The sequence below is a fragment of the Aurantimonas marianensis genome, assembly GCF_024195285.1.
GTDB classification, from domain to species: domain Bacteria; phylum Pseudomonadota; class Alphaproteobacteria; order Rhizobiales; family Rhizobiaceae; genus Aurantimonas; species Aurantimonas marianensis.
In genome coordinates this window covers 81,355-101,617 of sequence record NZ_JALHBS010000069.1, presented here as the reverse complement: position 1 = coordinate 101,617, position 20,263 = coordinate 81,355, and the positions used below count along the sequence as shown (strand labels likewise).

Genomic DNA, 20,263 nt, shown 5'->3' with positions numbered 1-20,263 from the left:
CGACAGCTGGGAAGAGTTCTGATCGGGCGCGAACGCGGCCGAAACGGACCTGACAATCCCATGACAAAGAGGGCGGCACGGTCAAACCGGGCCGCCCTTTTTTCAGTCCGGACCGGGCGGCCGCGGACCCTTGGCAGCATCCGTGATCAGCGGTCGGTGCGAGCCGGCGCCGCTATTCCATTTCCAAGCCCGAAGGCGCAGGATGGCACCTTATCGAAGGCCGGGAGGAAAGCGACCGATGCGTTGCATCATCTGTGATGGACCGGCGGAGCGGGGCGAGGCCGAAGCAGCGCATGTCGCCGTCGTCCGGTGCCCGCGATGCGGCGAGTTCGAAGTCTCCGACGCGGCGAGCAAAGTGCTGGCGGGCTGGGAGCCTTACGCGCGGCTCCAGGCGCTCAGATATGCGCAGACGAACGCGCAGCCGGGCCGCCGCCCGCATCTTCACGGGATCGTCTAGGCAGGGCGCCTGATTCTCAATTTTGGGAAATGGTGCCAGGAAAGGCGTCACATCCATGACGTAAGACGTTGATTAAATTAGCTATCGGGTAAATTAATTTCGTTCGATACCAACAAATCTACCAACAAATGCGAATGCTTGGCGCACGTTTCCGCCGCGCCGATCACAAGGCGTTGACCAATCGAAGCGCGATATAAAACGCTTCGGTCCGCTTCGCCTATTGCACTCGGATAGCCTGATCGATCGTCGCGAAATTGCGAGCGGTCGGTATGCAGAAGATGCCTTGGCCATCCTTCGCTCTGCGCCGTCGCCTCGCCGCGCATCCCGCCAAAAATGCAACCAACCCGCCGGACGGGAACCCTACGATCGAATAAAACTTGAGGGCAACGTCAGCAGCACCGGATCGATCAGTTTATCCTTCGAAAGCCGCTGCAAATCACCGCGTTCCATCCCGCTACGTATTCAGGCATCGAGACGGCTGGCAACCGGTGGTGGGTAATTGCCCTTTGGAGACGGCGAACTGCAACCGGGTTCTGTTGCTTGCCGGAGCTTGCCTCAGAAAGCGTGCAGCGCTTACAGCTCTACCAGGGCGAAAACCGCCGGAAAAAGGTCAGGCATGTTCGAAAACGCATTCAACAACATCGACCGCGTGCTGCGAAACGACGAGGGGATCTCCTCTGAGCTCGACTACGCTGAGCAGACCTCCTGGGTTCTATTCCTGAAATATCTCGACGACCTTGAGGCCGAGCGCCAGGACGACGCCGAATTGAAGGGCGAGGGCTACACGCCCATCCTCGAAGCGCCCTATCGCTGGCAGGCATGGGCCGCGCCGAAGACGAACGGCAAGCTCGACCACAACGCGGCAAAGACAGGTGAGGACCTGATCGACTACGTCAATCGGGAGCTGTTCCCTTATCTCAAAAAATTCCGCGTGGCGTCCGACGATCCGGACACGCTGGAATACAAGATCGGCGAAATCTTCTCGGAGATCGTCAACAAGTTCCGCTCCGGCTACACGCTGCGCGACACGCTGGAGATCATCGACGGGCTGAACTTCAACAGCCAGGCGGCCAAGCACGAGCTGTCCGATCTCTATGAGAGCCGGATCAAGCGCATGGGCAATGCCGGTCGCAACGGGGGTGAATATTACACGCCGCGCCCGCTGATCCGCGCCATGATCAAGGTCGTCGAGCCGCAGATCGGCGAGACGATCTATGACGGCGCCTGCGGGTCGGCCGGCTTCCTGTGCGAGGCGTTCGAATATCTCAAGCGCGACGATCTCTCGGCCAAGGACTGGGACACACTCCAGCGCAAGACGTTCTACGGGCAGGAGAAAAAGTCGCTGGCCTATGTGCTGGGCATCATGAACATGATCCTGCACGGCATCGACACCCCGTCGATCCGCCACACGAACACGCTCACCGAGAACGTGATGGACATAAGGGAGCGGGACCGCCACGACATCGTGCTCGCCAACCCGCCCTTCGGCGGCGGCGAGCGAAAGGAAGTCCAGCAGAACTTCCCGATCAAGTCGGGCGAGACGGCCTATCTCTTCCTGCAGCATTTCATGCGCAAGCTGCGCGCCGGCGGGCGCGGCGCGATCGTCATCAAGAACACCTTCCTGTCGAACACCGACGGCGCCAGCGTCGCCCTGCGCAAGGAGTTGCTGGAGACGTGCAATCTCCACACCGTGCTCGACTGCCCGGGCGGCACGTTCCAAGGCGCAGGCGTCAAGACGGTGGTGCTGTTCTTCGAGAAGGGCTCGAAGACGCGCTCCGTCTGGTATTACCAGCTCGATCCCGGCCGCAATCTCGGCAAGACCAACCCGCTGAACGACGCTGATCTCGAAGAATTCGTCACGCTGCAGATGGAGCTGGAGGACAGCCCGCAGAGCTGGTCGGTGCCGGTCGGGAGCCTCGACAAAGCGACCTGGGACCTGTCGGTCAAGAACCCGAACGCACCCGAGGCCGAGGCACTGCGCAGCCCGGAGCAGATCATCGAAGACATGCTGGCGCGGGACGTGGAGACGGCGCATATCCTCGAAGACATTCGGGGGATGCTGTGAAGGATCAAGCTGACGCAATCAAAACATTGCCTATGGGCTGGAAATCACTGCCTCTAGCAAAAATTGCCGCTGTGTTCACCGACGGCAATTGGATCGAAACAAAGGATCAGTCAACTTCTGGAATACGACTTGTTCAAACTGGTAACGTAGGTATCGGTAAATTTAAGGATCGGCGTGAAAAGGCCCGCTTCATCGATGAAGAGACCTTCAATCGTCTGAAATGCTTTGAGGTTGTGCCTCAGGATATTCTTATATCAAGACTTCCCGATCCTGTTGGGCGTGCTTGCATAATCCCGGATTCCCGCGAAAAGATGATTACTGCTGTGGACTGCTCGATTGTGCGGCCGAAAATGGAAGCGGTCGATCCGCAATTTCTTGTCTACTACACAGAAACGCGAAGCTATCTCCGGGATGTAGATGACAGATGCACCGGGACGACACGCCGCCGGATAAGTAGAAAGAACCTGGGGAACGTCTCAATCCCACTCCCCCCACGAGAAGAGCAGAAGCGGATCGTTGCGCTGCTTGATCAGGCCTTCGCCAGCCTCGACCGCGCCCGTGCCCATGCCGAGGCCAATCTGGCGGATGCGACCGAAATTTACGATCGCTGTCGGCTTTCAATTTTTGATCCAGAGACTGCTACGGTCGCCGTCAACGAAGCGAAGACCATTGGCGACGTCTGTCGGATTCAGTCGGGCGCTGGTTTTCCAGTTAAAGAACAGGGTCAAACTGAGGGCGACTATCCTTTCTATAAGGTCAGTGACATGAATCTTGTAGGGAATGAATGGCGTCTTAGAACTGCGAATAATTATATTGGCGATGTTGCGCGAAAACGTATGAATGCGGCTGTATTTCCCATGGGATCGATTGTTTTCCCGAAGGTTGGCGGCGCAATAAATACGAATAAGAAGCGAATTGTCGAGACGGCAGGATGTGTTGACAATAACGTCATGGGATTGATTCCTGACGAGGACAAGATTTTGCCGCAATATTTGCATGAGTGGCTGTATTCGGTAGATATCTACGAATTTTCGAACAAGGCCAACCCACCGTCTATAACTCAAGGAACCGTCAGCGGTTGGCCCATTCGAGTGCCAGAGCGCGGCAGTCAAGTCGCGGCCGTAGAGCGGATTAAAACACTGCGGAATTCGATTGAATTGCTGCAGAATCAGTATTCAGAGACTCTTGCCGACATCGCCGACCTCCGCCAATCCCTCTTACAAAAGGCCTTTTCCGGACAACTGAGCGGCCCCTGTGCCGTTTGATTCCGCACCAAATCTAGGCGAAGACAGCTTAGCTCTCGCTGCACTTGCGGCACGCCATTGTCGCTTGCCGCACCCGTCTGTGGTTGCAAAGCTTGCAGGGCCTGTGTTTCCTTCAATTCGAGATCAACAGCGTAGACTGCAGGTTGACGAAGAAAGCGGATTACTACTCGACGACAACGTCACACCGAGGTGGGCTCTTTTTTGGTCACACGGCATGAAAGCAACGCACCATCCGCGTGGCTGGACGATCGCGCATGTCTGGACGAGGTCGAAGGACCCTAACGCTTACACAAACTTAGCAAATCTTTTCCTCCTGCCGGAATGTTTGGGCTCTCTCTCAGACAAGAATGGGCCGCTTGGACCTTACCTTCGCTACCATTCTCACCATGTCTATCGGTGGGTCCCCGCGGATGTCGACGTGCCAGTTGAACCTGAAGGATACAGCGAAATTCAGTGGAAATACTTCGCTCCGATTTCTGATCCACGACAGTTCTTGCACAGTCGGATATCGGCTCTGAGGAATCAGCGGGTTAGAATGCTTCGCCCGCTCATGGGGTTGCCGGATGCAGATTGAGACTGAAGCCGACACTCGCGCCAACCGCATCGACCCTATCCTGCGCGACGCCGGCTGGGGTGTCGTTGATGGCTCTCACGTCGCCCGAGAATTGACGATCGCACCGGGCCGGATTCTCAGCGGGGGACTGCGCGCGAACCGCGTCGCCGCCGACTACGTTCTGAGCCATCGCGGCCGGCAGCTCGCGGTTGTCGAGGCCAAGCGTGCCGGGCTCGGACACACCGACGGCGTCGGCCAGGCCAAGGACTACGCCACCCGCCTGCAGGCCCGCTTTGCCTATTCGACAAACGGCCTCGGCTGGTATGGCATCGACATGAACACCGGTGCGGAGGGCGACCACGCGCTGCCGTTTCCCACCCCGCAGGAGCTTTGGGATCGCTGCTACCCGCAAGGAAACGATTGGCGCGACCGCTTCGGCATGGTGCCCTTCGAGACCGGCGGCGGCAAATGGCAGCCGCGCTATTATCAGCACAACGCCATCACCGCCGTTCTCGAAGCGATCGCCAAGGGCGATCAACGCATTCTCCTGACGCTCGCCACCGGCACCGGCAAGACCTCCATCGCCTTCCAGATCGCCTGGAAGCTCTTCCAGTCCTCCTGGAATCTCACCCGCGACCCCATCCGCCGCCCGCGCATTTTGTTTCTCGCCGATCGCAACATCCTCGCCGATCAGGCCTACAACGCCTTCAGCGCCTTTGCGCCCGACGCTCTCTCCCGGATCAGCCCGGAAGAAATCCGCAAGAAGGGCAAGGTCCCGAAGAACGCCAACATCTTCTTCACGATCTTCCAGACCTTCATGACCGGCTCGGGCGAATTCACCTTCGAGGGTTACGAGCCCGACTTCTTCGACCTGATCGTTATCGACGAGTGTCATCGCGGCGGGGCGAAGGACGAAAGCACCTGGCGGGGGATTCTCGAATATTTCACGCCGGCCGTGCAGCTCGGCCTGACCGCGACGCCGAAGCGCGGGGCGAACGCCGACACCTACGGCTATTTCGGCGATCCGGTCTACACCTACGCCTTGAAGGAAGGGATCGGCGACGGCTTCCTGACGCCCTTCAAGGTGCGCCAGATGGCCTCGACGCTCGACACCTATACCTTTTCTGACGAGGACGAGGTGCTGGAAGGCGAGATCGATCCGGACCGGGTCTATTCCGAGGCGGACTTCAACACCAAGCTGATCATCGATCAGCGCGAATTGAGCCGCGTGACCGAGTTCATGGACCAGATCGATCAGCGCCAGAAGACGCTGGTGTTCTGCGCGACGCAGGACCACGCGGCGCGGGTGCGCAACTTCATCAACCAGATCAAGGACAATCCGGACCCGCATTATTGCGAGCGCGTGACCGCAGACGATGGCAAGCTCGGCGAACTGCACCTGCGCGAGTTTCAGGACAACGAGAAGACGCTGCCGACTATCCTGACGACGTCGCAGAAGCTTTCGACCGGCGTCGATGCGCGCAATATCCGCAACATCGTGCTCCTGCGGCCGATCAAATCGATGATCGAGTTCAAGCAGATCATCGGGCGCGGAACCCGCACCTTCGACGGCAAGGACTTTTTCACGATCTACGATTTCGTGAAGGCCTATGAGCACTTCAACGACCCTGAATGGGATGGCGAGCCATTGCCGCCGGATATACAACGCGCAAAGACGGAGACCGGCAACGAGCTGGATGACGTCGTCTATAGCGACCAAGAAGAGACACCGCGTGGCGAGATGTCGGAGGATGGTCCGGCGGAGAAGATCGTCGTCAGGCTGGCAGACGGCAAGGAGCGCAAGATCCGATATATCGCCACCACAACCTATTGGTGGCACGGCCGGCAGATCTCGGCGCAGGAGTTCATGGATCAGCTCTTCGGCGATCTTGGTTCGATGGTGGACTCCGAGGACGAACTGCGGAGCGTCTGGAGCGATCCTGCCCGGCGCGAAGCGATGATGCAGCGGCTCACCGAGCTTGGCTACGATGCCGATCGCATGGAGGACATGCGCCGCCTGATCGACGCGCCGAACAGCGACATCTTCGACGTCCTCGCCTATGTCCGCTTTACGCTCGCACCCTTGGCGCGATCGGAGCGTGCCGAGGGTGCCCGATCGACCGGACTTTCCGGCTACGAGACCGAGATGCGGGAGTTTCTCGACTACGTCCTGCGCGCCTATGAGCTACACGGGATCGAGGAACTGGCGCCGAGGAAGATCGCAGATTTCCTGCGGATTCGATATGGCGGCACCAACGACGCGAAGCGGGTTCTCGGCGGTGTCGCTGACATCCGAGACGCGTTCGTCGGAATTCAGAGCCATTTGTTTCAGTCGCGTATTTGACCCAGTCCACCGCCTTGGACGAGGTGCTCCAAGACGCGGCGAACTGTTTCAGGATCGGGCGATCCGGTTTCGACGGAATTGGCCTGCCGCCCAATTCGCATCTTGCCGATCAGTTCTTCCTGTCGGTGCGGAGCGACCGTGCCGTAGCTAACCAGCGTCGTCATTACCTGATCGTGGCCAAGATTTTGCGACCACGCCTTGAACTCTTCCGGTGATCCGCAGACGCGCTCGCCGAGCCGCGCCAGCGTCTTCCTTAGACTGTGCGGATTGAAGTACGGCAGGCCGGCGCCTTCGAAGCTCTCGCGAAAAACGCGGCGGATCGGATCGGCATTCGACCAATGCGCCCTTTCGAGGCCGGCCGGCGCGAATTGCCCCTCGTTCAATCCGATCTTCGTCTTGGGAAACAGCGGATCGTCGGGACCGAACAAAAGCGCCTCTCCGAGGTAAGCTTTCCAGTCGCGCACGATCGCTTCGATATCGTCGCCGATCGGAAAGAACCAGGTCGGAAACGTCTTGCGGTTCTTCGTGCGGACCGTGCGCGCATCCTGATCGAGAAGCCGCCGATCCATATCGACATGCTTCAGCGACAGTGACGCCACCGCGTCGTCTCTAGCGCCGGTCAGGAGGATGAAGGCGATCAGCGCCCGATCGCGCTTTTCGATGTCCGAGCCGGCCGGCATCGATGCGATCACATGGCGCACCTGTTCCACGCTTGGCGCGCGCTGTTCGCGGCTGGCCGTCGCGATCCGGGCGTCATTCGCCGACGGGTTGAAATAGTCGGCGTCCGAATAGCTGATCTTGGATTTGTAGCCCTGTTGCCCCGCCAGCCAGTGAATGAAGCGCCCCACCGCCTTGAGCCGCGCATAGCTCGTCGCCTTGGCAAGCGGCCGGCCGGTTTTCGGGTTCACATCCTCTTCGAGCTGCCGTTTGAATTTGCGCGCTCGTTCGATGTGGAACCGGGCAAAGTCCCGCCAGCCGGTCGAGGCCTCGAAGCCGGCAATTGCTGCCAACGCCTGATCGACGCTCTTCGGCGCCATGCGTTGCGCCTCTTCGAGATAGATCGCGTAAGCGCGCTTGATCCGTTCGTTTTTGGGATGGTGTTTTCGCACGGGTTCACCTCGTCTTTTCCAAGTGATCATTCGGACAGGGGGGATGGCTCTCGCCTATGCGTTCGTGCTCTTGCACGATCATGACCGTCACCTTGGCGCGAAGTTCGGGGAGCCGGGCGACGGATACGGGCTTGTGCATGACCGTCGCGCATTGCTCGCAGAGCGCCCGCATCATCGCGGTCGCCGTCGTTTTCGGCCTGATCTCGACTTCGCCGAAAGCGGGGTCGCGCGGCGCGCGGCAGGAGAAGCAAAAGCCTTGATGGAGTTGGCAGGTCTGCCGCGCGGGTTGTCGGCCATCGAGAAACGCGATCAGGTCGCTTCCGAGTATCAGCGTCGGTCGCTGATCGGTGAGAGCCGGCAAGCCAGCCTTCAGCCATCGCCGAACGGTGCCTTTCGCGACCTTCAAGGTCCGCGCCGAATCGTCGACGGTGTAGTTGCGATGTTTCTTGATGGCCCTGCCGTTCGGGCGCCGGGCCACCCTTAGAGCGCTCCGTTGTCGATAAGGGCGCGGATGTCTTCCACCCGCCAGACGGTAATCCGGCTGCCAAGCTTCGTCGGCTTGGGAAAGCGCCCATCGCGGACACCTGCCCACCATGTCGATTTGGAAACAGGGATCGGGCCGGCCGGCGCAAGGATGGAGCGCAAGCGCAGGAAGCCGGTGCGGGGAAGTTCGTCGGGATTTGCCATGATGTCACCTCGTCGTGGATTGAACGAGGTGGGCTTAGGAGAGCCGCCAGCGGCTTTGGCCGAATTCGGTTAGGGCATTCCCGAATTCGGCTTCAGCGGGGCTCTATTCGTCTTGCTGCGGAAGCAGCTCGGCACCCTCGCGAAGGTATTTTCGAATCGTGTCTTCGGACAAAGAGACGCCGTGCGTTTGCAGGTCGGTCGCGATATCAGCCGGGATCGGAGACCGCGCAGCCATCGGATCGTAGCCGTAGCCGCCGGTTGCCATGCCGATGATCAGCTTCAAAAGGCTCTCGCGTTCCCTGGTGGCGCCGGATGACTTGCCCGTTCCATCGGCAATGGCCGCTTCCAATTCGCTCACACGACTTGCAAGTTGATCCCGACTCTGTTCGGCCTTCTCCGCTCTCGCCTTCCAATCGACTGGATTTCTATCGAATCGTTCAACGGCTTCGGCCATTCCATCGGGAACCCACAATTCCAGTTCCCAAAGCCAGTTGAGAAACGTTGTAGGGGTAATCGTGGCGCCACGGAATTGCCCCCCGAAATGTCGAACGACTAGCGTGGCCATCCGATCAATTCGCTTCGCGAACGCCTTTTCGTCGTCGGAGCGAGTGTCGGTTCGATACTCATGAAGCGGATCGTAGGGCGGTTCGTCGATGGGCTCGGCACCGAGTGCGAGCGCCACGCATTCTTCCGTCGTCCAAACCTTTGCGCGCGCCCAGTGGTTGTAGTTCGCGGGAGCCCTGCCGGCGGGTAAAATGACGCGACTCTCGTCAGACATCGACGCCACGCACGGATGGTAAGAGGGCCATTTCGGCGCGAGCCACCTCCGAGGCCCACCATTCCGTCATTTTCACCCGCTCGTCCCAATAGGCCGCGCGGTGATACGCGCGCCGCACTTCGTCGGCGCCGACATGGCCCAACTCGGCTTCGATCGCGTCCGAATGCCAGAGACCGCTTTCGTTCAAGAGGGACGACGCCGAAGCGCGAAAACCGTGCGACGTCATTTCGTCCTTGTCGAATCCCATCCGGCGAAGGGCGCCGTTCAGCGTGTTCTCGCTCATCGGCCGCAAGGCCGTATGAATCGCTGGGAAAACGAGGCGTCCCAACCCCGAGCGGCTTTTTACATCCTCAAGGATTGCGACCGCCGCTTCGGAAAGGGGCTTGCGATGCTCTCGCCGCATTTTCGTTCGCGCGGCCGGTAGCGTCCAAACGCGCTTCTTTAGATCGAATTCGCTCCATTCCGCCTGCCGTAATTCGCCCGGTCGAGGATAGAGCAAGGCGAGAAGCTTCAGCGCCGCGCGCGTATCGGTCGAACCCTCATAGCTCTCGATCGCGCGAAGCAGGCCGCCAAAGCGTTGCCAGTCGGTGAAGGCCGCGCGATGCGTGACGGTTGGGGCGGTGAGGGCGCCGCGAAGCCCGTAGGTCGGATCGTTCTCGGCGCGCGCCGTCGCGATCGCATATCGGAACACTTGGCCGACGACGGCACGAAGCCGGCGCGCGGTCTCATAATTGCCTTGCGCTTCGACACGGCGAAGCGGGACGAGGATTTCCGCCGCGCTGATTTCGGTGATCGGCCGGCCGCCGATGTCGGACTGGACCAATCCGAGCAGCCAGCGTTTCTTCGTCAGGGTCGCTTCGGCTTTGCCTTCGCGCCCGGATTTCGAAAGTAGCTCTTCCGCCACGGCGTCGAACGTGGTCGCGCGCGACGTCGTCGACGCGATCCGATCGAGCTTCGATTTTTCCGACGGATCGATGTTTTGTTTGAGAAGCGATTTCGCCGCGTCGCGCCGTGCGCGCGCATCCGCCAGTGAGACCGTCGGATAGGGACCGAGCGAGAGAAGCTTCTGTTTTCCGCTGAAGCGATAGGACACCCGCCAGAGCTTCGAGCCGGTCGGCGATACCAACAAATGAAGCCCGCCGCCGTCGCTGTGTTTGGCGGGTCGCTCGGAAGGTCTAAAAGCCTTGATTTGCAGGTCAGAGAGCGACATTCCGCCATCCGTTTGTTGGTATCGAGTTTCGGTTCCAACCGCATTCCGCAGCCGATACCAACAAAACTACCAACAAATGAATTGGATACCAACACCCCGCGCTGGACAACGTCGGATCAAGAATTCAGCGTTTCTAGGGGTTTGGGCTGCTATTCGGACTGTTTTGGAACGTCTCGAATAGGGAAATGGTGCCCAGGAAAGGACTCGAACCTTCACGCCTCGCGGCACACGGACCTGAACCGTGCGCGTCTACCAATTCCGCCACCTGGGCACGGCGCGGAGCATTAGAAGCTGGGCGGGTCCCTGTCAACGCGGATTTTTTCGCGTCGCGATCAGCGATGCCCAGGCACGAACGAAGAGGGGAACGCGGCGGTGCTTTCGCGCCTTCACCTGGGCGGGCGAACCGGCTATGAGGCAAGGCGAGCCGGGCGCGCGGGGCCGGGCGAGACACGTCAAGCGAAGCAAGGAGCGCGGTAACGATGGCGATCGGCACGGGCAAGACGGTGGTGGTCTTTGGCGGTTCGGGATTCCTCGGCCGCTATGTGACGCGGGCGCTGGCCAGCCGTGGCCATCGCATCCGCGTCGCCTGCCGGCGGCCGGATCTGGCCTATCATCTGCAGACCAACGGCAATATGGGCCAGATCATGCCGGTCCAGGCGAATCTGCGCTATCGCTGGTCGGTGGATCGGGCTGTCGTGGGCGCCGACCATGTGATCAATCTCGTCGGGATTCTCGCCGAAAGCGGCCGTCAGAATTTCGAGGCGGTGCAGTCGTTCGGAGCGAGGGCGGTCGCCGCGGCGGCGCGCGAGGTAGGCGCGTCGATGACGCAGATATCGGCGATCGGGGCGGACGCATCTTCCGATTCCGCCTATGCCCGCACCAAGGCGGCCGGCGAACAGGCGGTCCTCGAAACCATTCCGGACGCCTTCATCATCCGGCCGTCGATCGTGTTCGGGGCGGAAGACCAGTTCTTCAATCGCTTCGCCGAGATGGCGCGGTTTTCCCCCGTCCTGCCGCTGATCGGCGGCGGTCGCACCCGTTTCCAGCCGGTCTATGTCGGCGATGTCGCCGAGGCGATCGCCGCGACGGTGGACGGCGTGGTGGCGGGCGGCCGCGCCTACGAACTCGGCGGTCCGGAAATTCTCACCTTCCGGGAAATGATGGAGGAGATGCTCGACGTGATCGGCCGCAGGCGCCGCTTCGTCACGATTCCGTTCGGCGCGGCGGCCTCGATGGCCAGAGCCATGCGGTTTCTGCCCGGGGCGCCGCTGACCGAGGACCAGGTCCGCCAGTTGCGGCGCGACAATGTGGTCTCCCAGCAAGCCATCGCCGAAGGCCGCGACCTCGCGGCTTTCGGGCTGAAGGGGCATACGATCGACGCGATCCTGCCGACCTATCTCATCCGCTTCCGGCCGCAGGGCCAGTTCACGACCCCGCAGCCGCAGGCTGGCGGTCTGAGGCCCGACGACAAGGAATTCGTCTGAGCCGGAACGCTGGGCCCGTCACCAGCGGTCCGATTTCGACATTCGCATCCCGCTTTGGAGCGCCCCCGGCGGGCGAACACCGAAAAAAGGGCACCAGCAACTTTACGACTGTCGTGGATCCCTCAAGATTCGGCACTTGCTTTCGAGCCCGCGGCACATGGTATCGGATGTCGAATTCGATCCATCAGCGGGCGTCCAAACCGGCTGTGCGCTATCCGATCGCCACGATCGCCACGATACCGGCAAGGCCGACCCCGATCCGCCACCAGGCGAAGGGAGCGAAGCCGTGCCGCGACACGAAGTCCAGCAGGCCGCGGACAACGACGAGCGCCGACAGGAACGCCATGACGAAGCCGATGGCGATCAGCCCGAAATCGTCCAGCGACAAGGTGTTCCAGTTCTTGATCAGATCGTAGGTGAACGCGCCGAGCATCGTCGGCATGGCCAGGAAGAACGAGAATTCCGCCGCCGATCGCTTGTCGGTACCCATCAAGAGCGCGCCGGCGATGGTGGCGCCCGAGCGCGAGGTGCCGGGAATGAGCGCCAGGGTCTGGAACAGGCCGATCTTCAGGTACAGCGAGAGCGGATAGTCCATCACGTCGTGATAGCGCACCTTGAGCGGCATCCGGTCGACGACGAGCAGCAGGATGCCGCCGACGACGAGCGCCACGCAGATGACCATCGGCGTCTCGAACAACACTGTCTTGATGAAGTCGTGCGCCAGGACGCCGGCGAAGGCCGCCGGCAGGAAGGCCAGCACGATGCCGGCGACGAAGCGGCGGCTTCTCGGGCTCGACGGCAGCGTGATGAACAGCTGCCACAGCCGGGCGAAATACACGGCGAGGATCGCCAGGATCGCGCCGAGCTGGATCAGCACCTCGAAGGTCCGGGCCGTCGACTGGAAGCCGAGGAAATGGCCGAGCAGAAGGATATGCCCGGTCGATGAGACCGGGATGAACTCGGTGAGACCCTCGGTAATGCCGAGGATGACCGCGTCGATGATGGCCCGAGTTTCCATAAAAGCGTCGTCCTCGATGGTGGTCGCGATCTAGGCGGAAAGGCTGATGCGAAGCTTTCGATGCCGGTCCGGGTCAGGACGCGCATGGGCAGGAACGCGCGACGCCGAACAGGGCCCGCAGCGCTTTGACTCCCTTCGGCCGCGTATTGCAACATCTTGCAAGCCACACGGATGCTGCTATGTGGCGCGCAAGCACCGGCGAAACGCCGTTCAGGGTTCGTTGACGCGCGCCTGCGACAATCCCGGTCAACGCGATCCCTGTGATCGGGCGGTCGCGTGTTTCGACATCATCATGGTCCGGCACCGCCGGCCGAGCCCGCGCCTCCACGCAAGAGTTCCCGACCGTTTCCATGCTGAAGCTCCACCATCATCCGATGTCCGCCGCCTCGCGCTTTGTGCGGCTGGTGCTCGGAGAGTACGGCGAGCGGGCCGAGCTCCTGCAGGAGCGGACCTGGGAAAAACGCCCGGAATTCCTTGCCCTCAATCCGGCGGCAACGCTGCCGGTAATGATCGAGGACAACGGCCCGCCGATCGTCGGTGCGACGGTGGTGGGCGAATATCTCGACGAGACGCGCGGCGTCTTCCAGCGCGACCGGCGATTGTTGCCGGAAAAGCCGATCGAGCGGGCCGAGGTGCGCCGGCTGACCGAATGGTTCCTGGTGAAGCTCGACGGCGAGGTCACGCGCTATCTGGTGCGCGAGCGGGTCCTCAAGCTGGAAATGAAGCCGCAGGAGGGTGGCGGATCGCCCGACGCCGCGGCGATCCGCGCCGCGCGAGCCAATCTCAAGCACCATCTGCGCTATCTCGGCTGGCTGGCCGAAAGTCGCGACTGGCTGGCCGGCACGAAGCTTTCCTACGCCGATCTGGCTGCGGCCGCCGCGCTGTCGATCCTCGACTACCTTGGCGAAGTCCCCTGGGACGACGAGCCGGCGGCCAAGGACTGGTACATGCGGGTGAAGTCGCGTCCGTCCTTCCGCCCGCTGCTCAGCGAGCGGGTGCGCGGCCTGCCGCCGGTGCATCATTACGGCGAGCTGGATTTCTGAACGGTACCCGGGATCGAGGTCGATGGGATCCCATTGCAATCAAAAGCCCGGTTTCTACGCCGCGCGACTCGACCGCGCCATGTCCAGGGTCCGCAAGAGGCCGCCGCTCTATCGCGCCAGAACCCGCAATTCCTTGAATGTGTCGGCGGGAACCGTGATCTCGTTCTTGAGAAGCGCGCCGTCACTTCCCAGGGTTTGCAGCCTGTAGGTGCCGCTTTCGATGTCATCGAACTGATAGTAGCCGGTCGCGTCGGTGACCTGGCTCACGCAATCGTTGCCCGTCACACTGCATAACTCGATCAGCTGGTTGGAGAGGGGCTTCAATGGCAGGTCTTTCGAAATGTCGATCTTTCCGGGGCTCGCCGTGGTCCCGCTGTTCGTCCCAACACCCCCGTTTTCGGCCGGAACAGAACCAGTGACCGCCGCCGAGGCGGCTTTCGGCAATGCCATGACGTCGCCGAACAACCCGCCGGCCTCGGCCGGGATCGGATGCAGGGACGAAACCAGGGCGACGACCACCGTGATCGAGGCGACCGGGCGGACGCTATTCGAGCAAAACGACCTCGGCATCGTTTTCTCCTATCGGTGTGAGGCTGCGCTTCCTGCGCAACGTCACCGGCTCGAACGTGAGCGACGTCGTCGCCCCGTTCGCCTGCGCGGAAGACAATTGAAGTTTTTGCGTCACGAAATCCGGATAGCCGATCAGAATGTCGGCCAAGGGCTGATAGCCCTCAACCCTGCGATCGGCGGGTCGAAGAGTTACCACCTTCCAGTCCAGAAAGCCTTCTCCATAAGGCCGCCCGATCTCGTAGGAACGGGGGGCGTAGGTAATTGTCAATTGGCGGTAGTCCGGCTCATCCCTCATTCCTTCCAGTTTCACGGACCCCGCGATCGTATACAGCTGGTAGCGGTTGGTCCCCGCCACATCGTCGATGCTCACATAGTTGACGCCGATCAGGAGCACGACGACATAGCCGGCGATCGATCCGGTCAACTTGATCGGAACGCCGTAGAGGGTACCACCCACCTCGCCGGCAGCGGGAAGGAAACGATAAAGGAAAAAAGCGGGAACCATTGGCAGCAGGAACAAAAGGGCCAATGTCACCCAGTTGACGATCGCGGGATTCATGGGATCCTCCGTCATCCAGGCCGAGTATCGCCAAAACAGGAATGGTTTTCAATTGGTGCTGGATGAAAATGAAAGTGAAGCCGCCGTCAGGATCGGCGCGTCGGCAACCGAAAATGCAGACGATGGACGTAACGTCACCTGACGCGAGACCGGCCGGACCCGTGTCCGACCGCCTGGAAGCCTTCATCCGCGAGGACGCGCGCCGCCTCGGCTTCGACGCCGTCGGCATCGCACCGGGCGCCGGCGACGTCGCGACCGGTCCGCGTCTCGATGACTTCCTCGCCGAGGGCCGCCACGGCACCATGGACTGGATGGCGGACACGGCCGAACGGCGCCGCTCGGCGAGGGCGCTGTGGCCCGAGGTGCGCTCGATTGTCGTTCTGGGCATGAGCTACGCGCCCGACGAGGACCCGCTGGCGATCCTGCAGCGGCCGGACCGGGGCGCGATCTCCGTCTATGCCCGCCACCGCGACTATCACGCGGTGATCAAGGGCCGGTTGAAGGAATTCGCCTCGCGGCTGATCGCCAAGGCCGGCGGGCCGGCAAGCGGCCACGACGCCAAGGTCTTCGTCGACACCGCGCCGGTGATGGAAAAGCCGCTCGGCGAGCTCGCCGGCCTCGGCTGGCAGGGCAAGCACACCAATCTGGTCAGCCGCGTGCATGGCTCCTGGCTCTTCCTTGGCTCGATCTTCACGACGCTCGAGCTTGCCGCCGACGTGCCGGGCCGCGATCTCTGCGGCTCCTGCCGCGCCTGCCAGGACATCTGCCCCACCGACGCCTTCCCCGCGCCCTATCAGCTCGATGCGCGGCGCTGCATCTCCTATCTGACCATCGAGACCAGGGCAGTGATCCCGCGCGAGTTCCGTGCCGCAATGGGCAACCGCATCTATGGCTGCGACGACTGCCTCGCGGTCTGTCCCTGGAACAAGTTCGCGGCGAGCGCCCGCGAGGCCAAGCTGATCGCGCGCGACGAATTGCGCGCGCCGCGCCTTGCGGAACTGCTCGCCCTCGACGATCCTGGCTTCCGGGCGCTGTTTTCCGGTTCGCCGGTGAAGCGGATCGGTCGCGACAAGTTCGTTTCCAACTGCCTGATCGCGGCCGGAAATTCCGGTGATCCGACTCTGGCTCCCTTGGTGCGGGGACTTCTGCGGGACCCAGCGCCGCTGGTTCGGGCGATGGCGATCTGGGCGCTGGACCGCCTGGATCGCGCCGACGCCTTGCGTGAACGCGTCGGCGCGCTCGATAGCGAAGGCAATCCGAACGTCAGGAGCGAATGGCATGCGCTGGGGCAGGAACACGAGCCAGTCGGCCGAGACGGAGCGTGATGCTGCCGTTAAGGCCGGCGAAACCGCGGTCGAGTCCGGTCGAATGAGGGTCGAGCAGGCCCGCCGCTCGCTGCAATGGGCCGGCAACGAGCTACCCAACGCTCTGCGCCGCCGCCAGCCGATCGGGGCCGGCGCGATTGGGGCGCTGGCGATCGGCGCCCTCGCTGTCGGCGCGATTGGGGCGCTGGCGATCGGCCGGCTGTCGATCGGTCGGGCGAAGGTCGGGTCCGCGGATATCGGCCGTCTCAGGATCGGTCGGCTCGAGGTCGATGAGATCGGTCCAGCCGGCCGGCGTCATTCGCGTCGTGACGGTCGAGCGGCATGACCGACATATCCGGTCTGTCCAGGATGCGGCTCTTCGTCTTCGGCCACGGTTATTCGGCTTCGCGCTTCGTCGAGACGCTCAAACCGGCAAGCGTCGACAGGAAGGCGGTCACCGGCGTCACCGTCCGTTCACGGGGCAAGGCGGTCGCGCTCGCCGCGCACGGCTTGACGCCCTTCGTCTTCGATGGCGAGCATCCGGCCGACGGCATCGCGCCGGCGCTCTTTCGCGCCACGCATCTTCTCGTCTCGATCCCGCCCGGCCATGCCGCCCCGGCCGGCGCCTCCGTCGGCGGCGCCAACGCCCGGCCCGGCGACCCGGCGCTGCGCTGGTACGCCGACGAGATCGCCCATGGCAGCCCGAACCTCGAATGGATCGGCTATCTGTCGACGGTCGGCGTCTATGGCGACCATGAGGGCGCCTGGATCGACGAGGGCAGCGAGACGCGCCCGGTCTCCGAGCGTTCCAGGGCGCGGATCGCGGCCGAGGCCGCTTGGCAGGCCGTCGCCAAGACCCGCGGCGTGCCGCTGGCGATCCTGCGGCTCTCCGGCATTTACGGGCCGGGCCGCAACGGTTTCGTCAATCTCGCCAGGGGAACCGCCAAGCGGCTGGTGAAGCCCGGCCAGGTGTTCAACCGCATCCATGTCGACGACATCGCCGGGGCGCTGGCGCTGCTTGCCGGCGAGCGCCTCGGCGGTGTGTTCAACGTCAGCGACGACGAGCCGGCGCCACCGCAGGACGTCGTCACCCATGCGGCCGAGCTCGCCGGCATCGCGCCGCCGCCCGAGGGGGAATTCGACGCCGCCGAATTGTCGACGATGGCGCGCAGTTTCTACGGCGAGAACAAGCGGGTTTCCAACGCCAGGATCAAGGCGGCGGGGTATCGCTTCCGCTATCCGACCTATCGCGAGGGCCTGGCGGGGCTGGTCGGTGATTTTCGGTCGGCACAGCAAGGGTAAGGCGTTTGCCGGCGCCCGGTTTGATCCGCGTCAAGGCGGCGGCTGCTGGAACGTTTCATGGTGTCCGGATTGGCAAAGCGGAGCGCGCGTGCGCGCCGCCCGAGCCGGAAACCACGGAGCATCGCGATGATCAGGCCCACACTCATTCCCGCGACGGTCGCGGCCGTCGCCCTACTGCCGGGCATGGCCCTGGCGCAGCAGACGGAATCCTATCGATACGCCTATGGCCCGCATATGGGCTGGGATGGAGGCTGGTACGGCATGATCTTCGGTCCCTTCTTCATGATCCTGTTTCTGGCCATTGTGATCGGCCTCATCGTCCTCCTGGTACGCTGGCTCGGCGGCGGAACGTGGCCGACGATGCAGGCGGCCAGCCAGCAGGGCGGGCGCTCGCCGCACGATATCCTCAAGGAACGCTATGCGCGCGGCGAGATCGACAAGGCCGATTTCGAGGAACGCAGGCGCACTCTCGGCGAATGACCGGGGAATCGCCGCGCGAGGCCAAGCTATCGCGGCGGATGTCCGTCGTCGGTTCCGCCGGCCTCGGATAGGATCCACGCGATCACGGCGTTCCTGGCGGGGTTCGGTTTTGCCGCGATCGGGTGGACGATGTGGTAGCCGCTCCGATCCGGGCCCGCGTCGCGCCATAAAAGGACGAGCTTGCCGCTTGCGATCTCGTCCGCCACGAGCAGGCGCGGCGCCAGCGCGACGCCCTGTCCGTTCGCCGCCGCGTCCATGGCAAGCGATGTCTGATTGAATTGCATGAAGCGATGGCGGGCCGTGGCCCCGCTGTGCTCGAACAGCGTTTCCCAGAAAGTATGGCTGTCCTGGATCAGCCGGTGCGCGGCAAAATCCTCGAACCGGTCGATCGGCGCGGCTGACTGCGCGTATCCGGGGCTGCAGACGGCACAGAGATCGAGCGGGGCGAGAAGCGTGCCGTGCGTGCCGCGTTCGAACGGCGGTTGCCCGTGGCGAATGGCGATGTCGACGCCGTCGGGCTGGAAATCGGCGATCCGTTCGCTGGCGACGGTGCGCAGGTCGATCTCCGGGTGGGCCGCTTCGAAGCGGCTCAGTCGCGGCACCAGCCATTTCGCTGCGAAGGAGGGCGTGACGCTCAGCGTGACGCGAGCGGTCTCCGGCCGCAGCGTCCGGGTGGCCTCATCGATGATCGCCAGCGCCCGACGCACGGGCGCGTGGTAGCTCCGCCCGATGTCGGTCAGCGCGAGGCCGCGTGCCTTGCGGTGGAAGAACACCTCTCCGAGCTCGGCCTCGAGCCGGCGCACCTGTTGCGCCACGGCCCCTTGCGTCAGCTTCAGTTCCTCCGCCGCGAGCCGGAAGTTCAGATGTCGCGCGGCGGCGTCGAACATCCGCAGCGCGTTCAGATTCCGTGTTCGCACGGGGAACGTCCCTGTTGAGGCAGTAGAAATTCTGCAGTCTCGCGCGACGAGACATGATTGGTCAAGCCGCCGTCGGTGGTCCATTCTGGCGCCGGTCAGAGACAACGGAGAACGGTCATGACCTCGAAAGTAGCCCTCATCACAGCCGGCGGCAGCGGCATGGGCGCCGACGCGGCAAAGCGCCTGGCCGCCGACGGCTACAAGGTCGCGATCCTGTCGTCATCGGGCAAGGGCGAGGCGCTGGCCGCCGAATTCGGCGGCGTCGGCGTCACCGGCTCGAACCGGTCGGTCGCGGATCTGCAACGGCTCGTCGATCTGGCGATGGACCGCTGGGGCCGCGTCGACGTGCTGGTCAATTCGGCCGGACACGGGCCGAAGGGGCCGGTGCTCGAGATCAGCGACGAGGACTGGCACACCGGCATGGAGGTCTATCTGCTCAACGTCATCCGGCCGACCCGGATCGTCGCGCCGATCATGATCGGGCGGGGCGGCGGTTCGATCGTCAACATCTCGACCTTCGCCGCCTTCGAGCCGGACCCGCTGTTTCCGACCTCGGGTGTCTTCCGGGCGGGGCTCGCCGCCTTCACCAAGCTGTTCGCCGACAAATACGCCGCCGACAACGTGCGGATGAACAACGTTCTTCCCGGGTTCATCGACAGCCTGCCCGAGACCGAGGACCGCCGCGCCCGCATTCCCATGGGCCGCTACGGCAAGGCCGGCGAAATCTCGTCGCTGATCGCCTATCTCGCTTCCGATGACGCTGCCTACATGACCGGCCAGAACATTCGCGTCGACGGCGGATTGACCCGTGCTGTCTGAAGCCGTCCCGGTACCGCCACCGCGCGACGCCGGCCAGATCGCCTTCGCGGTCAAGTGGGTCGCGTCGATCATCCATATCATGGGCTATACGGCGACCGCCTTCGGATGGACGCCGTGGAACATCTATCTGTTTCTGGCCGGGCTCATCGGCTGGTTCGCGGTCGGCATCCTGTGGAAGGATCGGGCGATCATCCTGATTCACCTCGTCGCGCTCGGCGCGATGGCGGTGGGGCTCGCGAGCTGACGGCTTCTCGCTGCCGCGAAAGGTTCGGCGAATGCCGCGCCGGGGGTAAGAATGC

Annotated in this window: 22 protein-coding genes and 1 tRNA gene; 14 read left to right on the top strand and 9 right to left on the bottom strand. The window is 62.8% G+C overall.

The features are described from left to right. Nucleotides 1-238 precede the first annotated feature (238 nt). From MJ956_RS12015 to hsdR, 4 genes are all read left to right on the top strand, one after another. Nucleotides 239-457 (top strand): hypothetical protein, encoded by a 219-nt coding sequence (locus tag MJ956_RS12015; protein ID WP_253964694.1) that lies wholly within the window; start codon nucleotides 239-241, stop codon nucleotides 455-457. Between the two features lie 616 nt (nucleotides 458-1,073). Then, nucleotides 1,074-2,522, top strand: a complete 1,449-nt coding sequence (locus MJ956_RS12010; RefSeq protein WP_253964693.1) for a class I SAM-dependent DNA methyltransferase — start codon at nucleotides 1,074-1,076, stop codon at nucleotides 2,520-2,522. Next, nucleotides 2,519-3,787: a restriction endonuclease subunit S gene (locus MJ956_RS12005; RefSeq protein WP_253964692.1), complete on the top strand. Its 1,269-nt coding sequence runs from the start codon at nucleotides 2,519-2,521 to the stop codon at nucleotides 3,785-3,787. The genes MJ956_RS12010 and MJ956_RS12005 overlap by 4 nt, the downstream gene beginning before the upstream one ends. A 563-nt stretch (nucleotides 3,788-4,350) precedes the next feature. Then, on the top strand, nucleotides 4,351-6,684 hold the full coding sequence (gene hsdR, locus MJ956_RS12000; RefSeq protein ID WP_253964691.1) for an EcoAI/FtnUII family type I restriction enzme subunit R: 2,334 nt from the start codon (nucleotides 4,351-4,353) through the stop codon (nucleotides 6,682-6,684). On the opposite strand, the gene MJ956_RS11995 is transcribed toward hsdR, so the two are convergent. Beyond that, complete coding sequence (locus tag MJ956_RS11995; protein ID WP_253964690.1) at nucleotides 6,669-7,721, bottom strand: tyrosine-type recombinase/integrase; 1,053 nt, start codon at nucleotides 7,719-7,721, stop codon at nucleotides 6,669-6,671. The two genes, hsdR and MJ956_RS11995, sit on opposite strands and share 16 nt — an antisense overlap. A 37-nt stretch (nucleotides 7,722-7,758) precedes the next feature. On the opposite strand from MJ956_RS11995, the gene MJ956_RS11990 reads away from it, so the two are divergent. Then, complete coding sequence (locus MJ956_RS11990) at nucleotides 7,759-8,277, top strand: hypothetical protein (protein ID WP_253964689.1); 519 nt, start codon at nucleotides 7,759-7,761, stop codon at nucleotides 8,275-8,277. On the opposite strand, the gene MJ956_RS11985 is transcribed toward MJ956_RS11990, so the two are convergent. From MJ956_RS11985 to MJ956_RS11970, 4 genes are all read right to left on the bottom strand, one after another. Next, nucleotides 8,274-8,480 (bottom strand): helix-turn-helix transcriptional regulator, encoded by a 207-nt coding sequence (locus MJ956_RS11985; protein WP_253964688.1) that lies wholly within the window; start codon nucleotides 8,478-8,480, stop codon nucleotides 8,274-8,276. The genes MJ956_RS11990 and MJ956_RS11985 overlap by 4 nt on opposite strands. A 103-nt stretch (nucleotides 8,481-8,583) precedes the next feature. Continuing rightward, nucleotides 8,584-9,162: a hypothetical protein gene (locus tag MJ956_RS11980; RefSeq protein WP_253964687.1), complete on the bottom strand. Its 579-nt coding sequence runs from the start codon at nucleotides 9,160-9,162 to the stop codon at nucleotides 8,584-8,586. Nucleotides 9,163-9,250: 88 nt separating this feature from the next. Beyond that, nucleotides 9,251-10,468: a tyrosine-type recombinase/integrase gene (locus MJ956_RS11975; protein ID WP_253964686.1), complete on the bottom strand. Its 1,218-nt coding sequence runs from the start codon at nucleotides 10,466-10,468 to the stop codon at nucleotides 9,251-9,253. 186 nt (nucleotides 10,469-10,654) lie between these two features. Then, a tRNA-Leu gene (locus tag MJ956_RS11970) sits at nucleotides 10,655-10,739 on the bottom strand. Nucleotides 10,740-10,947: 208 nt separating this feature from the next. Between MJ956_RS11970 and MJ956_RS11965 the strand changes: the two genes are divergently transcribed. After that, nucleotides 10,948-11,952, top strand: coding sequence for a complex I NDUFA9 subunit family protein (locus tag MJ956_RS11965; RefSeq protein ID WP_253964685.1), 1,005 nt, complete (start codon nucleotides 10,948-10,950; stop codon nucleotides 11,950-11,952). A gap of 211 nt (nucleotides 11,953-12,163) precedes the next feature. Here MJ956_RS11965 and MJ956_RS11960 read toward each other — a convergent pair whose 3' ends face one another. Further along, nucleotides 12,164-12,970, bottom strand: coding sequence for an undecaprenyl-diphosphate phosphatase (locus MJ956_RS11960; protein WP_253964684.1), 807 nt, complete (start codon nucleotides 12,968-12,970; stop codon nucleotides 12,164-12,166). Between the two features lie 350 nt (nucleotides 12,971-13,320). Between MJ956_RS11960 and MJ956_RS11955 the strand changes: the two genes are divergently transcribed. After that, nucleotides 13,321-14,013, top strand: a complete 693-nt coding sequence (locus MJ956_RS11955; RefSeq protein WP_253964683.1) for a glutathione S-transferase family protein — start codon at nucleotides 13,321-13,323, stop codon at nucleotides 14,011-14,013. Nucleotides 14,014-14,121: 108 nt separating this feature from the next. On the opposite strand, the gene MJ956_RS11950 is transcribed toward MJ956_RS11955, so the two are convergent. Both MJ956_RS11950 and MJ956_RS11945 read right to left on the bottom strand, forming a co-directional pair. Next, nucleotides 14,122-14,583, bottom strand: coding sequence for a hypothetical protein (locus MJ956_RS11950; RefSeq protein ID WP_253964682.1), 462 nt, complete (start codon nucleotides 14,581-14,583; stop codon nucleotides 14,122-14,124). Continuing rightward, the gene (locus MJ956_RS11945) at nucleotides 14,558-15,142 is read right to left on the bottom strand and encodes a hypothetical protein (RefSeq protein ID WP_253964681.1); all 585 of its coding nucleotides are present in this window, start codon (nucleotides 15,140-15,142) and stop codon (nucleotides 14,558-14,560) included. Before MJ956_RS11945 ends, MJ956_RS11950 begins: the two co-directional genes overlap by 26 nt. Here MJ956_RS11945 and MJ956_RS11940 point away from each other — a divergent pair. The 5 genes from MJ956_RS11940 to MJ956_RS11920 all read left to right on the top strand — a co-directional run bounded on the left by MJ956_RS11940 (nucleotide 15,141) and on the right by MJ956_RS11920 (nucleotide 18,228). Next, complete coding sequence (locus MJ956_RS11940) at nucleotides 15,141-15,284, top strand: hypothetical protein (RefSeq protein ID WP_253964680.1); 144 nt, start codon at nucleotides 15,141-15,143, stop codon at nucleotides 15,282-15,284. The genes MJ956_RS11945 and MJ956_RS11940 overlap by 2 nt on opposite strands. Further along, the gene (queG, locus tag MJ956_RS11935; RefSeq protein ID WP_253964679.1) at nucleotides 15,265-16,467 is read left to right on the top strand and encodes a tRNA epoxyqueuosine(34) reductase QueG; all 1,203 of its coding nucleotides are present in this window, start codon (nucleotides 15,265-15,267) and stop codon (nucleotides 16,465-16,467) included. Before MJ956_RS11940 ends, queG begins: the two co-directional genes overlap by 20 nt. Nucleotides 16,468-16,510: 43 nt before the next feature. Then, on the top strand, nucleotides 16,511-16,792 hold the full coding sequence (locus MJ956_RS11930; RefSeq protein ID WP_253964678.1) for a hypothetical protein: 282 nt from the start codon (nucleotides 16,511-16,513) through the stop codon (nucleotides 16,790-16,792). A gap of 23 nt (nucleotides 16,793-16,815) precedes the next feature. Continuing rightward, entirely contained in the window at nucleotides 16,816-17,748 is a 933-nt protein-coding gene (locus tag MJ956_RS11925; RefSeq protein WP_253964698.1) for an SDR family oxidoreductase, read from the top strand. Nucleotides 17,749-17,874: 126 nt separating this feature from the next. Beyond that, nucleotides 17,875-18,228 carry an SHOCT domain-containing protein gene (locus MJ956_RS11920; protein WP_253964677.1) on the top strand — a complete coding sequence of 118 codons (354 nt, stop codon included), beginning with the start codon at nucleotides 17,875-17,877 and terminating at the stop codon, nucleotides 18,226-18,228. Between the two features lie 26 nt (nucleotides 18,229-18,254). Here the strand turns inward: MJ956_RS11920 and MJ956_RS11915 are convergent, their stop codons facing one another. Next, nucleotides 18,255-19,145 (bottom strand): LysR substrate-binding domain-containing protein, encoded by an 891-nt coding sequence (locus tag MJ956_RS11915; protein WP_253964676.1) that lies wholly within the window; start codon nucleotides 19,143-19,145, stop codon nucleotides 18,255-18,257. A 117-nt stretch (nucleotides 19,146-19,262) separates the two neighbouring features. Between MJ956_RS11915 and MJ956_RS11910 the strand changes: the two genes are divergently transcribed. Continuing rightward, nucleotides 19,263-19,964, top strand: coding sequence for an SDR family oxidoreductase (locus tag MJ956_RS11910; protein WP_253964675.1), 702 nt, complete (start codon nucleotides 19,263-19,265; stop codon nucleotides 19,962-19,964). After that, nucleotides 19,954-20,208: a DUF6552 family protein gene (locus MJ956_RS11905; protein ID WP_253964674.1), complete on the top strand. Its 255-nt coding sequence runs from the start codon at nucleotides 19,954-19,956 to the stop codon at nucleotides 20,206-20,208. The genes MJ956_RS11910 and MJ956_RS11905 overlap by 11 nt, the downstream gene beginning before the upstream one ends. Nucleotides 20,209-20,263: the final 55 nt, after the last annotated feature.

What these genes read in the sequence shown, in the direction of transcription:
- MJ956_RS12015 (WP_253964694.1), top strand. Translation starts at nt 239, where the DNA reads ATGCGTTGCATCATCTGTGATGGACCGGCGGAGCGGGGCGAGGCCGAA.
- MJ956_RS12010 (WP_253964693.1), top strand. Translation starts at nt 1,074, where the DNA reads ATGTTCGAAAACGCATTCAACAACATCGACCGCGTGCTGCGAAACGAC.
- hsdR (WP_253964691.1), top strand. Translation starts at nt 4,351, where the DNA reads ATGCAGATTGAGACTGAAGCCGACACTCGCGCCAACCGCATCGACCCT.
- MJ956_RS11995 (WP_253964690.1), bottom strand. Translation starts at nt 7,721, where the DNA reads ATGGCGCCGAAGAGCGTCGATCAGGCGTTGGCAGCAATTGCCGGCTTC.
- MJ956_RS11985 (WP_253964688.1), bottom strand. Translation starts at nt 8,480, where the DNA reads ATGGCAAATCCCGACGAACTTCCCCGCACCGGCTTCCTGCGCTTGCGC.
- MJ956_RS11975 (WP_253964686.1), bottom strand. Translation starts at nt 10,468, where the DNA reads ATGTCGCTCTCTGACCTGCAAATCAAGGCTTTTAGACCTTCCGAGCGA.
- MJ956_RS11965 (WP_253964685.1), top strand. Translation starts at nt 10,948, where the DNA reads ATGGCGATCGGCACGGGCAAGACGGTGGTGGTCTTTGGCGGTTCGGGA.
- MJ956_RS11960 (WP_253964684.1), bottom strand. Translation starts at nt 12,970, where the DNA reads ATGGAAACTCGGGCCATCATCGACGCGGTCATCCTCGGCATTACCGAG.
- MJ956_RS11955 (WP_253964683.1), top strand. Translation starts at nt 13,321, where the DNA reads ATGCTGAAGCTCCACCATCATCCGATGTCCGCCGCCTCGCGCTTTGTG.
- MJ956_RS11950 (WP_253964682.1), bottom strand. Translation starts at nt 14,583, where the DNA reads ATGCCGAGGTCGTTTTGCTCGAATAGCGTCCGCCCGGTCGCCTCGATC.
- MJ956_RS11940 (WP_253964680.1), top strand. Translation starts at nt 15,141, where the DNA reads ATGGGATCCTCCGTCATCCAGGCCGAGTATCGCCAAAACAGGAATGGT.
- MJ956_RS11945 (WP_253964681.1), bottom strand. Translation starts at nt 15,142, where the DNA reads ATGAATCCCGCGATCGTCAACTGGGTGACATTGGCCCTTTTGTTCCTG.
- queG (WP_253964679.1), top strand. Translation starts at nt 15,265, where the DNA reads ATGGACGTAACGTCACCTGACGCGAGACCGGCCGGACCCGTGTCCGAC.
- MJ956_RS11930 (WP_253964678.1), top strand. Translation starts at nt 16,511, where the DNA reads ATGAGGGTCGAGCAGGCCCGCCGCTCGCTGCAATGGGCCGGCAACGAG.
- MJ956_RS11925 (WP_253964698.1), top strand. Translation starts at nt 16,816, where the DNA reads ATGCGGCTCTTCGTCTTCGGCCACGGTTATTCGGCTTCGCGCTTCGTC.
- MJ956_RS11920 (WP_253964677.1), top strand. Translation starts at nt 17,875, where the DNA reads ATGATCAGGCCCACACTCATTCCCGCGACGGTCGCGGCCGTCGCCCTA.
- MJ956_RS11910 (WP_253964675.1), top strand. Translation starts at nt 19,263, where the DNA reads ATGACCTCGAAAGTAGCCCTCATCACAGCCGGCGGCAGCGGCATGGGC.